The following is a 13,151-nucleotide window of genomic DNA, read 5'->3' on the forward strand; positions in this document are numbered from 1 at the left end:
ACCCAAGGGAGGTTGCAACATGGGCAAGATTGATACCGAACTGCTGATCGGTGACCGGTTCGAGCCGGGACAGGATGCGGCGGAACCCATCCTCGATCCGCGCACGGGTGCGCTGATCCTTGAAGTGCCCGAGGCCAGCACCGCCCAGGTGGATCGCGCCGTGGCCGCCGCGCGCCGGGCCTTCGCGACCTGGTCGCGCACCACGCCCGCCGAACGCTCGGCCGTGCTCTTGCGCATCGCCGACCGGGTCGAGGCCGAGGCCGAAGGTTTCGCCGCCCTCGAGGCGCTGAACTGCGGCAAGCCGATCAATGCCGCGCGCAACGATGAAATCCCCGCCATCGTGGATTGCTACCGCTTCTTTGCGGGCGCGGTGCGCTGCCAGACCGGCGCGATCGCGGGCGAATACATGGAAGGCCATACCAGCATGATCCGGCGCGATCCGATCGGGGTCGTGGCCAGTATCGCGCCCTGGAACTACCCGCTGATGATGATGGCGTGGAAACTGGCCCCCGCTATCGGGGGCGGCAACACGGTGGTGTTCAAACCCTCCGAACAGACGCCGCTGACCGCGCTCAAGATGGCGCGCATCCTGGCCGAGGAGCTGCCCGAAGGGGTCGTGAACATCCTGCCGGGGCGCGGGCACACGGTGGGCAACTACCTGATCAACCATCCGCAGGTGGACATGATCAGCCTGACGGGGGATGTGGCGACCGGCAAGAAGATGCTGGATGCCGCCGCAAAGACCGTCAAGCGCACCCATCTGGAACTGGGCGGCAAGGCGCCGGTCGTGGTCTTCGACGACGCCGATGTGGCCGAGGTGGTCGAAGGCCTGCGCGCCTTCGGCTTCTACAATGCCGGGCAGGATTGCACCGCCGCCTGCCGGATCTATGCGGGCCGCAAGGTCTATGACCGGCTGGTGGCCGACCTGACCGATGCCGTCGCCTCGATCCAGCTGGGCAATGCCGATGACACCACGAACGAGATCGGCCCCCTGATCAGCCTGCGCCAGCGCGACCGCGTGGCCAGCTTCGTGAACCGCGCGCGCGAGATGAACCATATCCAGATCACCACGGGCGGCGAGGCGATGGACCAGGGCTTCTACTACCGCCCCACGGTCGTGGCAGGTGCCACCCAGGCCGATGAAATCGTCAGGCGCGAGGTCTTCGGCCCCGTCGTCTCGATCACGCCCTTCTCGGATGTGGACGAGGCCGTGACCTGGGCCAATGACAGCGACTATGGGCTGGCCTCCTCGGTCTGGACCAGGGACGTGGGCCGCGCGATGGCGACAGCGGCGCGGCTGCGCTATGGCTGCACCTGGATCAACACGCATTTCATGCTGGTCAACGAGATGCCCCATGGCGGGATCAAGCAATCCGGCTACGGCAAGGACATGTCCGCCTACGCGCTGGAGGATTACACCTTCGTGCGCCATGTGATGGTCAAGCACGGCTGAAATCACAGGGCCTGATCACTGGGCTTGATCACTGGTCTGATCACTGGGCCTGATCCCTCGCCTGATCCCTGGCCTTGGCCGTGGGATCAGGTCCTTGCGCCTGTGACCAAAGACACCTGCACCCGCATGCCACGCTGTCCGCGACAGGCGGCCGCATCATGCGACCAGACATGCGCCGCCATGGGCAGGGTGCATCGGTATTTTCATGGTGATCGAGGAAAGTGGCAGCCCGTAGGGGAGTCGAACCCCTCTTTTCAGGTTGAAAACCTGACGTCCTAACCGATAGACGAACGGGCCATGCCTTGGCGTGAGGCGGTGTTTAGGCAAAGCGCCGTGCGGGTGCAAGCAGAAATTTCCGCCACTTGTCAGATTTTTTGCAATCCTTGGGCAGGCGTGCTCCTTGGCCTGCCTTGCCGCATGCAGACAGGGCCAATCGACCACTCAGCGGTTGGCTGCCGCCGCATCTTCAAGGCGCAATTGCACGCTTTGCCGCCCACCCCAGCGATTGATCTCCAGCCGCCCCGCAAGATGAAACCGCGCGCCGCCATGGCCTTCCAGCGCGGGGCCCAGCGGGCCGTCGAAGGCGCCGAACATGATCGCCTCCAGCCGCGCGCCCAGACCGTCGCCGATGGTCAGTTTCAGGTGGATTTCCCCGATCCGCTTGGCGAAATGGATCGCCATGTCGGCAAAGGCAAAGCGGGGGGCAGGGGCGCCCGCGCCGAAGGGGCCCGCGGCCTCGATCTGCTCCAGCAACTCGACCGTTGCCGCTCCGGGCATCAAAAGCCCGTCCAGACGCAGATCGCTTGGCCCCGCCGCGCCGGCACCCTGCCTGGCCAGCAGTTCGGCCAGACGCGTCATGGCGGGTTCCAGCCGGTCGCGCGCCACGGTCAGGCCGGCCGCCATCTTGTGCCCGCCGCCCTTGATCAGCAGCCCCTCGGCCGCGATCCGCTGGATCGCCGCGCCAAGATCAACGCCCGCAACGGAACGCCCCGACCCCTTGCCCTCGTTCCCGTCCAGCCCGATCACCACGGCGGGCCGGCCTGTTGCTTCCTTCAGGCGCGCGGCGACAATGCCGACCACGCCCGGATGCCAGCCTTCGCCAGCGGCCCAGACCAGGGGCGCATCAAGGCCACGGGCCTCGGCCTGGGCCATGGCCTCGGCGCGGACGGCCGCCTCGATGTCGCGACGCTCGGTGTTGAGGCTGTCCAGCCGCGCCGCCATCGCCTTGGCCTCGACAGGATTGTCACAGGCCAGCAGACGCGCGCCAAGATCCGCCTGGCCGATCCGGCCCCCGGCGTTGACCCGCGGCCCCAGCAGAAAACCAAGGTGATAGGTCGAAGGCGGGCCATCCATCCGCGCCACATCCGCCAGTGCCACAAGGCCGGGCCGCTCGCGGCGCGCCATCACGCGCAGCCCTTGCCGGACCAGCGCGCGGTTCACGCCCACCAGCGGCGCCACATCGGCCACCGTCGCCAGTGCCACCAGATCCAGCAAGCCGATCAGGTCAGGGCCTTCGCGCCCGCTGTCGCGCAGTTGCCGGTTCGCCTCGACCAGCATCAGAAAGACGACGGCTGCGGCGCAGAGATGGGCCAGATCGCCGCTTTCATCCTGCCGGTTCGGGTTCACCACGGCAAGCGCGGGCGGCAGGGTTTCAGCGCCCAGATGGTGATCCAGCACCACCACATCGGCACCCCTGGCCGCCGCGATCGGCCCATGGGACAGCGTGCCGCAATCGACGCAAAGGATCAGGTCGTGATCGCGCGCCAGTGCCGCCATCGCGGGCTCATTGGGGCCATAGCCCTCGTCGATGCGGTCAGGCACATAGAGCGTGGCCGCAAGGCCCATCTGGCGCAGCCACAGCACCAGAAGCGCCGCCGAACTGCCCCCGTCCACGTCGTAATCGGCAAAGACCGCGATCCGTTCGCGTTTACCGACGGCGGCGACAAAGCGCGCGGCCGCCTTTTCCATGTCGCGCAGGGAACGCGGATCGGGCAGCAGGTCGCGCAATTGCGGTTCCAGAAACGCCGCTGCCTCGGGGGCATCCACGCCGCGCCGGGCCAGCACCAGCGCCAGCGCATCCGGCAGGCCGGTGGCCTGCACGATGGCTTCGGCCTGGCGGGTGATCTCGGTGCCGGGTCCCACCCAGCGCCGCCCGCCCAGAGACATCTCCACGCCCAGAAAGCTCATGTGCGGGCGCCCTTATCTTCTTGCCCGAAATATCCTCGGGGGGAGGGCGCCAGAGGCGCACCGGGGGGCGGATAGCCCCCCTTTATGGGGGTGTCATGGCTCACACCGTCTCGATCCTGAGGGCCACGGGCGCATCCGTCACCACATCGGTCGCCGAGATCGCGGTCAACGCCTCGTCCAGGGCCGCACGGGTAGTCTTGTGCGTCACGATCAGCACCGGGGCCTTGTCGTCGACATGGTCATACTGGCGCATCCGGTGGATCGACACGCCCGCATTGCCCAGGATCGCGGCCACCTTGGCCAGGGCGCCGGGTTTGTCGCGCAGGATCATCCGCAGATAATAGGGCGCGGGCAGGACCGACTGGGCGCGCTGTGCTGCGGTCAGCGTGCTGGCAGGCTGACCAAAGACCGGCAGGCGGAAGCCGCGCGCGATGTCGCAGACATCGGCCATCACCGCGCTGGCTGTCGGACCTTCGCCCGCGCCCGGTCCGCGCATCACGATCTGGCCGACCGCATCGCCTTCGATCACCACCATGTTGGTGCCGCCATCCAATTGGCCCAGGGGGCTGCCTGCGGGCACCAGGCAGGGCGACATGCGCTGTTCCAGCCCCCGGCCGGTCATCTGCGCCACGCCCAGCAGCTTGATCTTGTAACCCATGTCGGCGGCATGGCGGATATCGTCCAGGCTGACGCGCTGGATGCCTTCCAGTTCGATCCCGTCGAAATCCACCCGCGTGCCAAAAGCGATCGAGGACAGCAGCGCCAGCTTGTGGCCCGCGTCGATCCCGCCCACATCCAGGTTCGGGTCGGCTTCGAGATAGCCAAGCTTGTGCGCCTCTTCGAACAGGGTGTTGTAGCCCTGTCCGGTCGCTTCCATCCGGGTCAGGATGTAATTGCAGGTGCCGTTCATCACACCCATGACGCGGGTGATGCGATTCGCGGCCAGCCCTTCGGTCAGCGCCTTGATCACGGGGATGCCCCCGGCAACCGCGGCCTCGTACCGGATCACGCGCCCCGCGGCTTCGGCGGCTTCTGCCAGGGCCTGGCCATGCAGGGCCAGCATCGCCTTGTTGGCGGTGACCACGTCCTTGCCGGCGGCAATCGCGGCCTCGGTCGCGGCCTTGGCGGGCCCGTCCGAGCCGCCCATCAGTTCGACGAAGACATCCACGTCATCACGGGTTGCCAGTGCGACGGGATCATCTTCCCAGGCGAAGCGCGACAGGGACACGCCGCGATCCTTGTCGCGGGTGCGTGCCGATATGGCCGAGATCGTGATCTCGCGCCCGGTGCGGGCGGCCAGAAGGGCTGCCTGCTGTTTGACGATCTTGACGACACCGATGCCGACAGTGCCCAATCCGGCAATGCCAAGGCGCAGGGGGTGGGTCATCGGTGCCTCCGTGAAACGCTATGCGATAAAATCCGTGATCAGCCGCGATGTATCGGGTTCGGATCATCCTTGCAACGTCGTGCGGCGGCTTTTGCGCCGCTCTGTCGCGCCGGTTGCCGCCCGATGGTCACGCTCAGGGCTGGACCTTGGGTGTGTCTGCCGCTGTGTCGGGCGTCGTTGCCGCCGCGAGCCCGGTTTCAAGCCTTGTGCGCGTGTCCGGATCAAGGCCCTCGTCCCGCAGGGCTGCGGCACGGCTGTTCAGCGCATCCAGGCGGTCTTGCAGGGCGGCGGGCGTGTCGGGCTGGATGGCGTTGTTCGCAGCCGTCTGCAGCACCTCTTCGGCGGGTTTCAGCACCGGAAATTCAAGGCTGGCATCCGCGGCGGTCAGGCGTGCGTCAAGCTGCGGAAAATCCGTGCATGCGCCCAGGACCGCAAGGCCCGCGCCAAGCAGCAGGCAGACCCGCCAGACAGGGGTGCGGCGCGAATGGTGCTGGTGGGCGGATGCGGACATTGGGGGCGCGCTTTCGATGATGGCCCCGTCATGCATCAGGTGTGGCTGCGTTGCAAGCATGCAGGATGGGCCGGGTGCGGTCTGACGGCCTGCTGCGCGGTGAATGCCGCTTTGATATGAACGGATGTTCAGATAAGAGAAAGGACATGGCACGTACGGCAGGATCGCATTCGGACATTACCGGCCCCAGGGTCGCGCAGGCAGCGTTGCAGCTGTTCGCGCGCCATGGCTATGCGGCCGTGTCGATGCGCCAGATCGCGGCCGAGGTGGGCGTGCAGGCGGGGGCGCTTTACAACTACACCCCGGACAAGCAAAGCCTGCTGTTCGACCTGATGCGCGGGCATATGGACGAGCTGCTGGCGGCGCGTGCCAATGCGGCAACACCGCGCGATCCGATGGCGCGGCTGGAAGACTTCACCCGGTTTCACATCCGCTTTCACCTGGAACGGCCCGATGCCGTCTTTGTGTCCTACATGGAGCTGCGTAACCTGACGGCCGGGAATTTCGCCACGATCGAGGGGCTGCGGCGCGCCTATGAGGACGAGCTTGAAGGGATTCTGCGCGAAGGCGTGCAGGCCGGCCTCTTCGCGGTGGCCGATACCAAGATTACGACCCTTGCGGTGATCGCCATGCTGACGGGGGTGACGACCTGGTACCGCGCCGGCGGCCGCCTGAGCGTCGCGCAGGTCGAAACCATCTATTGGGACATGGTGCGCAAGGCGGTCAGCGCCTGAGCGGCCACCATTCTGGCGATGCGTGGCCTGATCGTGACGAAACCCTCTCGCGTCGCGGGGGCAAGCGGGCTAGTTACGCGCCCAGGATCGGTGCGGCATGGCGCCTGACCGGGCGGTGACAGACAGGAACGGGGATCAGATGCAGCAAGAGGTTTTGGCGACAGTTTCGGCCACGGGTGCAAGGCGCGTCATGGCCATCACGGTGCTGGTCCTGCTGGGCGGGGTGCTGGTCTATATCGCGCTGGCGCAACCGCCGCAGGCGCTGGGCTGGCAACTGATCATGCTCGGGGTCGGCTGTGGCGTGCTGGTTCTGGCCGAACGGATGCGCCGCGCCGAGGTGACGGTGCTGGAACTGACGCGCGAGGCCCTGCGCGAAAAGGGCGGTGCGGTTCTGGTCCGCATGGACCAGATCGCGACGGTCAACCGGGGGGTCTTTGCCTTCAAGCCGTCAAACGGGTTCGTCATAATCACCCATGCCCCGCAGCCGCTGCAATGGAATCCGGGTCTGTGGTGGCGGGTGGGCCGGCGCATCGGTGTCGGCGGTGTCGCCCCTGCGGTGCAGGCCAAATACATGGCCGACGTGATGCAGGCTATCCTGACCGAAGGCGCCGACAGCCAGCCCTGAACGCTGCCTGTTGAACGAACGGTGCGGCGGCGTCTCAGCTCTGGAATTTCACCTGCGGGGCGAAACGCGGCCGGGTGAAGACGAAATTGTACAGATCCTGCTGATCCAGCCCGACATCGAAGGGCGGCAGATAATCCGACCAGGTCTCGACCAGGATCAGGCGCTCGTTATGGGGCACAACGGGAAGCCGGTTCTGCATCTGCAGGATATCGGCATTGGTCAGAACCGGCACGCCACCGCGCTGCTGTGACCAGTCGCGGTAGAACCGCTTTTGGGGCGCGTTGTAATAGACGACCGTTACCCGCATCCTGGGCGGTGTCGAAGAGCGTGACAATTCGTTGAACAGATTGGCCGCCCCATCCAGATAGGCGGGCGTGATCGGAGCGACTTCGCGCGAGATCATGTCGCCGATGGTGAAGGCCGCCTTCACGTTCAACCCGCTCTGCCGGTAGCCGTCGAAAAAGACCAGCATCGACAGCATGGCCCAGAACAGAAGCGGGAACATGATCACCGCCTCGATGGTCAGCGACCCTTCGTCGTCACGCGCAAGGCGCGCGATTTTCAGGCGGAGAATGCGTGGAAGTCTCATAGCGGTTCCTGCACGAAGGCGGTGGACGAGATCATGGCGGTATAGCCGGAGTCGCTTTTGTTCTTCAGGTCCCGCCCAAGACCGGACAGCGGGAAGACGGGCTTGAACATGGCGCAGATCCGCAACAGCATCATCTCGTTCTGCATGCCGTTGGTGAAGGTACGGACCGGCTGCACCTCTTCGGCATGGTTGACGCAATCATAATCGGCGGGCGGTGGGGTCCAGTTCCGCAGGTCCATGCGGATCATTTCGATCTTCACGTTGTCCTTGCAATCCTGGATAGCGCCGGCGCGATCACAGATCGTGTCGCGGATCTGGTCATATTGCGGGGCGGTGCCCGTTCCCAGGCGGATTTCACGCACGGTCAGATCAACGGCACGGTCCAGCAAGGTGTGGCGCATCGTGATCAAACCGATCTCGACCGAGGATACCAGGATCGTGATGAAGATCGGGAACAGGATGACGAATTCAATCGTGGCGTTGCCATCCTCGCGGCGCGCAAGTTGCCGCAGGCCACCTGTCAGGCGACCGAACCCGGTGGTGCGGGGCAGAATGCGGGTCATTGTGTCAGTCTCAGTTTGCGGATCGAGGTGGCGATCGAGGAAAAGGCGCTGGCGATCTCCAGGCCGTCCACGTCAAAGGCATGGTTGGGCGAGCTTGCGCAGTCGCGCAGCAACGACTGACCCATCGAGGGCGCCTCGAAGGCCACCGTATAGATCACGACACCTTTCTCTTTCATCTTTGTGCACAGGTAAAGCAGGCGGTTGTTCATGGTCGTCACCTCGTGCGGACCAGGGTTCATCACCGTTCCTTCGCGGGTACGCAGCATGTCGACCCAAGTGTTGAGGTCGCCGCCCAGGGCCCGACGATACAGTTGGTTTGCGACCCATTGCACACGCAGCTCTTTCCAGACGGTCTGCCAGTCAAGAAGGATGGCACTGCCATTGCTGAGGTTCTGGGTGCAGGTTCTGTTCCACCAGGATCCTGTGCAGACTTGCGTCACCGACCCGCCCCATGGGACCTGGCTCCAGCTGCTGTTATGGGGGATCCAGAACTTGTTGGCGCCGTTCACACCCGCATGGAAGATCGAATAGCGATTGTCGGCCGTGTTGCGGTAGATGGTCGAGGGACCAGAACGGAAGCCGTCGTTGACGTATTCGTTCGGCCAATGTTCACCATCGGTCATCAGCACAATCACTTTCAGAACCTCTGCATCGTTGTAATCCAGCGGCCGGCCCGCGAAGGGGGTGATCACCACTTTTTCGGTCACCAGATCCGAAACCACGCTCCGCGCGCTGGGGTCCAGCAGGGCGCTGCCCCACCGCATGCCCGCGTCGATCGAGGTCGCGCCGACAGGTTGCAGGCTGGTGATATGGCCCTTCAGCTGGGTGATGTTGTTGCTGTGCACGCGGATCCGGTTCACCGGGTTGGCATCACACCAGCGGTTCGAGGACGAGGGGCTCATGTTGCTCGTGTTGTAGCTGGAACTGGTGTTCGAGCTGTTGTAGGTATCCGCAAAGACATGCTGCGGCATCGGCAAGCTGCGCGACAACGCCGCCGAGGTATAGACCGAGGCGGGCAGGTCCACGCAGAACGTATCGCTGTGCCGATCGGTGATGTTGTACTTGTCGATCAGGTCGGGTCCGACATTGACCTGGCCGTTGTAGGGCACGATCGAGAGCGAGACCTTGTTCTGCGCCGCATTGGCAAAGACCGCATCGATGAAGTCATGTCCGGCGGACCGCAGGTTCGTGATCCGGTTGTTGGTCGCCATCGAACCGGACACGTCCAGCACCAGCGAAATCTCGACCGAATCCACGCGTTCTTCCGCAGCCCCTGCGGCCGGCGTGGTCAAGGTGTCGATGCCCAGCATGTGGATCAGCACCGTTTTGACCGACTTCTGCGCGGTGGCGCTGACCGAGCGATAGCCAAGACCTTCGCTGACTTTGACGCCCGTCACCGTCCCGCCAAGCCCGGACTTGGTAAAGTATTCGTTGACCACATCCTCTGGCTTCAGGGTCTGATCGATGTCCGCTGCCGCAAGAACGGCCCGGTCCAGCGTGCTTTGCAGTTTCGCGCGCTCCATCTCGAAACGCATCAGATCGACGCCAAGCGAGCCGACAAGCAGGATCATCATCAGCATGAAGGCTGCAAAGATCACCAGCGCCCCGTCCTCGTCACGCCGGAACAATGCAAGACAGACACGCCGGTTTGTCGCGTCAAGCTGGCAGGACGCAGCCGTGCCACCGTCCTTGACGATGTCACCTGTGCCGTCAGCCGTGTTTGCACTCGTTACCATGTAAACCTCGAAACTTTTTAACGACCCGTCGGGACAGGATTGCGAACATCCGGACAGATTCGAACAGCATCATATCTGCGCGGCGAATATGGCTGATTTGGGGCTTGTTGAAAAAATTTTGTTAATTATTACAGTGGTTTGGTGATCATTAACCCGAATATCGCAGGATTGTCCGCATGGGCGAAACAAAGGCGTCGCGTGCGTTAACGCCTTGTGCTTTGCCCTGCCGCGCGGGCCTTTTTCCTGACGCTTTGCAAAACTGTCCGCGCCCGGTCCGGCTGCCCCGCATTGCCGCCTGGCCGACACGGCTTGATCCCCTTACCCTCTGGAAAAGGGTGCAATCACGATGGGCCTCTGTTAACGATTCCATCATGGTCGTCGGCGCAATGTAGGGTCTTGGGTGCCAGCGTCGGTCCCCACATCAGGGAGGATGGAAGTTGGCCGAAGTCAGGGAAACAAGTTTTCGCGAAAGCGTGGATCTGATGTTCAACCGTGCCGTGGCGCTGATGGACCTGCCGCCGGGGCTGGAGGAAAAGATCCGCGTCTGCAACTCGACCTATACGGTGCGTTTCGGTGTGCGCCTGCGCGGCCAGATCCAGACATTTACCGGCTATCGCTCGGTCCATTCCGAACATATGGAGCCGGTCAAGGGCGGCATCCGCTACGCCATGGGCGTGAACCAGGACGAGGTCGAGGCGCTGGCGGCGCTGATGACCTACAAATGCGCCCTTGTTGAGGCGCCGTTCGGCGGCTCGAAGGGCGGGCTCAGGATCGACCCGCGCCAGTATGACGAACACGAGCTGGAACTGATCACCCGCCGCTTCGCCTATGAGCTGATCAAGCGCGACCTGATCGACCCGGCCCAGAACGTGCCCGCGCCCGACATGGGCACGGGCGAGCGTGAGATGGCCTGGATCGCCGATCAATATGCGCGGATGAACACGACCGACATCAACGCCCGCGCCTGCGTCACGGGCAAGCCCCTGAACGCGGGCGGCATTGCCGGCCGGGTCGAGGCGACGGGTCGGGGCGTGCAATATGCGCTGCGCGAATTCTTCCGCCACCCCGAAGATATGGCCGCCGCAGGTCTGGCGGGATCGCTGGACGGCAAGCGGGTCATCGTGCAGGGGCTGGGCAACGTGGGCTATCACGCGGCCAGTTTCCTGCGCGACGAGGACGGGTGCCTGATCACCGGCATCATCGAACGCGACGGTGCCTTGGTCGATCCGCGCGGGCTGGATGTCGATGCGGTGCGCGACTGGATCGCCAAGCACGGCGGCGTCAGCGGTTTTCCCGGCGCCGAATATGTCGAGAACGGCGCGCTGGTGCTGGAACAGGCCTGCGACATCCTGATCCCCGCGGCGCTTGAGGGCGTGATCAACCGCACCAATGCCGCGCGGGTCAAGGCGCCCTTGATCATCGAGGCGGCGAACGGTCCGATCACCGCGGCGGCAGATGACATCCTGCGCGACAAGGGCACCGTGATCATCCCGGACATGTATGCCAATGCGGGCGGTGTCACCGTGTCCTATTTCGAATGGGTCAAGAACCTCAGCCATATCCGTTTCGGCCGGATGCAGCGCCGCGCCGAGGAGGCGCGGACAAGGTTGCTGATCGACGAGCTGGAGCGGCTGGATCGCTACCTGGGGGATGCCTGGGCGCTCAGGCCCGAATTCAAGGAAAAGTACCTGCGCGGCTCGGACGAGCTGGAGCTGGTGCGCTCGGGTCTGGATGACACGATGCGGATCGCCTACCAGTCGATGCGCGAGGTCTGGCATGCCCGCCCGGAGGTCAAGGATCTGCGGACCGCCGCCTATATCGTGTCGATCGGCAAGGTCGCGGCCAGCTACCGCGCCAAGGGGATCTGAGGCGGATCGCCCGCGTCCGGCAGGCACCCTTGCAACGGGTGTGCAGGCCGGGCGCTGCGGCCGGCCATCTTTGTCGCAGCGACGGGATGCGACGATCCGTGTCGCGAACGGGCAAGGAATTTCGCATCCGCTGTTGAAGACTCGGCCCCGAACCGGTTGACTGACCGGAAAGGGAAGGGACAGGATGATGCGTTTTTCAGGACTTCGGGTGCTGAAAGAGGGGCTGACCGGCAACAAGGGCTGGACCCCGCACTGGCGGGACCCCGCCCCGAAACCCGCCTATGACATCATCATTATCGGCGGCGGCGGGCATGGCCTGTCCACCGCTTATTACCTGGCGCGCGAACATGGGCTGACCAATATCGCGGTGCTGGAAAAGGGCTATATCGGCGGCGGCAACGTGGGGCGCAACACCACCATCGTGCGGGCCAACTATTTCCTGCCGGGCAATTCGGAATTCTATTCCCATTCCCTGAAGCTGTGGGAAAACCTGGAAAACGATCTGAACTACAACGTCATGCATTCGCAGCGCGGGCTGATCAACCTGTTCCACTCGGACGGGCAGCGCGACGCTTTCGCCCGGCGCGGCAATGCGATGATCAACCAGGGCGACGATGCGATCCTGCTGGACCGCGAAGGTGTCCGCAAGCATCTGCCCTATCTGGATTTCGACAATACCCGCTTTCCGATCTACGGCGGGCTGCTGCATCCGCGCGGCGGCACCGCGCGCCACGATGCGGTGGCCTGGGGCTATGCGCGCGGCGCCGATCAGCGCGGCGTGGATCTGATCCAGAACTGCGAAGTGACCGGCATCGACATCGAGAATGGCGTCGTCAAGGGCGTGCAGACAACGCGCGGCGCGATCCGCGCCGGCAAGGTCGGCATCGTCGTCGCGGGTCGCTCGGGGCAGGTGGCCGCGATGGCAGGCATGCGCCTGCCCATCGAGAGCCATGTGTTGCAAGCCTTCGTGACCGAAGGCATCAAGCCGGTGATCGACCATGTGATCAGCTTCGGCATGGGGCATTTCTACATCAGCCAGTCGGACAAGGGGGGGCTGGTCTTCGGGGGCGATCTGGATTTCTACGCCTCCTACGCCAGCCGCGGCAACCTGCCGATGACCGAACATGTGATGGAGGCGGGGATGACCCTGATGCCGATGATCGGCAAGTCCAAGGTGCTGCGCTCCTGGGGCGGGATCATGGACATGACCCCCGATGGCAGCCCGATCATCGACAAGACCCATATCGACGGCCTCTATATCGATTGCGGCTGGTGTTATGGCGGGTTCAAGGCCGTGCCGGGATCGGGCTTTTCCTTCGCGCATCTGATCGCCACCGATCGTCACCATGCCCCTGCGGCGCGTTACCGGCTGGACCGGTTCCGTACCGGGCGCGGCCTGATGGACGAAGAGGGCACGGGATCGCAGCATAACCTGCATTGAACGGGATGACGCAGTTCAACCGCAACACCAGGCCAGCGCCGGCCGACACGGAGACGA

General features: G+C 64.4%; 11 protein-coding genes and 1 tRNA gene. 5 read left to right on the forward strand and 7 right to left on the reverse strand.

Annotated features, from left to right (window positions below):
• Window positions 1-28 precede the first annotated feature (28 nt).
• A complete protein-coding gene (locus ACFQ3C_RS01870; RefSeq protein ID WP_380789107.1) occupies window positions 29-1,453 on the forward strand; it encodes a gamma-aminobutyraldehyde dehydrogenase in 1,425 nt (474 codons plus the stop codon).
• 222 nt (window positions 1,454-1,675) lie between these two features.
• Here ACFQ3C_RS01870 and ACFQ3C_RS01875 read toward each other — a convergent pair.
• The 4 genes from ACFQ3C_RS01875 to ACFQ3C_RS01890 form a co-directional block, all read right to left on the reverse strand.
• Window positions 1,676-1,750: transfer RNA gene (locus tag ACFQ3C_RS01875), tRNA-Glu, on the reverse strand.
• A gap of 144 nt (window positions 1,751-1,894) precedes the next feature.
• A complete protein-coding gene (gene recJ / locus ACFQ3C_RS01880; protein ID WP_380788682.1) occupies window positions 1,895-3,640 on the reverse strand; it encodes a single-stranded-DNA-specific exonuclease RecJ in 1,746 nt (581 codons plus the stop codon).
• A 100-nt stretch (window positions 3,641-3,740) separates the two neighbouring features.
• Complete coding sequence (locus ACFQ3C_RS01885) at window positions 3,741-5,027, reverse strand: homoserine dehydrogenase (protein WP_380788684.1); 1,287 nt, start codon at window positions 5,025-5,027, stop codon at window positions 3,741-3,743.
• A 133-nt stretch (window positions 5,028-5,160) separates the two neighbouring features.
• Window positions 5,161-5,538, reverse strand: a complete 378-nt coding sequence (locus ACFQ3C_RS01890) for a hypothetical protein (protein ID WP_380788686.1) — start codon at window positions 5,536-5,538, stop codon at window positions 5,161-5,163.
• Between the two features lie 146 nt (window positions 5,539-5,684).
• Here ACFQ3C_RS01890 and ACFQ3C_RS01895 point away from each other — a divergent pair, with 146 nt between their 5' ends.
• A complete protein-coding gene (locus tag ACFQ3C_RS01895) occupies window positions 5,685-6,272 on the forward strand; it encodes a TetR/AcrR family transcriptional regulator (protein WP_380788688.1) in 588 nt (195 codons plus the stop codon).
• Window positions 6,273-6,369: 97 nt separating this feature from the next.
• Entirely contained in the window at window positions 6,370-6,897 is a 528-nt protein-coding gene (locus ACFQ3C_RS01900; RefSeq protein ID WP_380788690.1) for a hypothetical protein, read from the forward strand.
• 34 nt (window positions 6,898-6,931) lie between these two features.
• Here the strand turns inward: ACFQ3C_RS01900 and ACFQ3C_RS01905 are convergent, their stop codons facing one another.
• From ACFQ3C_RS01905 to ACFQ3C_RS01915, 3 genes are read right to left on the reverse strand one after another with little or no spacing between them, the layout of a single operon-like run.
• Complete coding sequence (locus ACFQ3C_RS01905) at window positions 6,932-7,486, reverse strand: TadE/TadG family type IV pilus assembly protein (RefSeq protein WP_380788692.1); 555 nt, start codon at window positions 7,484-7,486, stop codon at window positions 6,932-6,934.
• Window positions 7,483-8,049, reverse strand: coding sequence for a TadE/TadG family type IV pilus assembly protein (locus ACFQ3C_RS01910; RefSeq protein WP_380788694.1), 567 nt, complete (start codon window positions 8,047-8,049; stop codon window positions 7,483-7,485). Before ACFQ3C_RS01910 ends, ACFQ3C_RS01905 begins: the two co-directional genes overlap by 4 nt.
• The gene (locus ACFQ3C_RS01915; RefSeq protein ID WP_380788696.1) at window positions 8,046-9,785 is read right to left on the reverse strand and encodes a TadE/TadG family type IV pilus assembly protein; all 1,740 of its coding nucleotides are present in this window, start codon (window positions 9,783-9,785) and stop codon (window positions 8,046-8,048) included. The genes ACFQ3C_RS01910 and ACFQ3C_RS01915 overlap by 4 nt, the downstream gene beginning before the upstream one ends.
• 482 nt (window positions 9,786-10,267) lie before the next feature.
• Between ACFQ3C_RS01915 and ACFQ3C_RS01920 the strand changes: the two genes are divergently transcribed.
• Window positions 10,268-11,653 carry a Glu/Leu/Phe/Val family dehydrogenase gene (locus ACFQ3C_RS01920; RefSeq protein ID WP_380789108.1) on the forward strand — a complete coding sequence of 462 codons (1,386 nt, stop codon included), beginning with the start codon at window positions 10,268-10,270 and terminating at the stop codon, window positions 11,651-11,653.
• A 187-nt stretch (window positions 11,654-11,840) separates the two neighbouring features.
• A complete protein-coding gene (locus tag ACFQ3C_RS01925) occupies window positions 11,841-13,094 on the forward strand; it encodes a sarcosine oxidase subunit beta family protein (RefSeq protein WP_380788698.1) in 1,254 nt (417 codons plus the stop codon).
• Window positions 13,095-13,151: the final 57 nt, after the last annotated feature.

The sequence above is a fragment of the Seohaeicola saemankumensis genome (assembly GCF_042678485.1).
Lineage (GTDB): Bacteria > Pseudomonadota > Alphaproteobacteria > Rhodobacterales > Rhodobacteraceae > Seohaeicola > Seohaeicola saemankumensis.

Excerpts from the sequence above, each read along its gene's own strand:
- ACFQ3C_RS01890 (WP_380788686.1), bottom strand. The coding sequence starts at position 5,538 with ATGTCCGCATCCGCCCACCAGCACCATTCGCGCCGCACCCCTGTCTGG.
- recJ (WP_380788682.1), bottom strand. The coding sequence starts at position 3,640 with ATGAGCTTTCTGGGCGTGGAGATGTCTCTGGGCGGGCGGCGCTGGGTG.
- ACFQ3C_RS01915 (WP_380788696.1), bottom strand. The coding sequence starts at position 9,785 with ATGGTAACGAGTGCAAACACGGCTGACGGCACAGGTGACATCGTCAAG.
- ACFQ3C_RS01920 (WP_380789108.1), top strand. The coding sequence starts at position 10,268 with ATGTTCAACCGTGCCGTGGCGCTGATGGACCTGCCGCCGGGGCTGGAG.
- ACFQ3C_RS01900 (WP_380788690.1), top strand. The coding sequence starts at position 6,370 with ATGGCGCCTGACCGGGCGGTGACAGACAGGAACGGGGATCAGATGCAG.
- ACFQ3C_RS01885 (WP_380788684.1), bottom strand. The coding sequence starts at position 5,027 with ATGACCCACCCCCTGCGCCTTGGCATTGCCGGATTGGGCACTGTCGGC.
- ACFQ3C_RS01910 (WP_380788694.1), bottom strand. The coding sequence starts at position 8,049 with ATGACCCGCATTCTGCCCCGCACCACCGGGTTCGGTCGCCTGACAGGT.
- ACFQ3C_RS01905 (WP_380788692.1), bottom strand. The coding sequence starts at position 7,486 with ATGAGACTTCCACGCATTCTCCGCCTGAAAATCGCGCGCCTTGCGCGT.
- ACFQ3C_RS01925 (WP_380788698.1), top strand. The coding sequence starts at position 11,841 with ATGCGTTTTTCAGGACTTCGGGTGCTGAAAGAGGGGCTGACCGGCAAC.
- ACFQ3C_RS01895 (WP_380788688.1), top strand. The coding sequence starts at position 5,685 with ATGGCACGTACGGCAGGATCGCATTCGGACATTACCGGCCCCAGGGTC.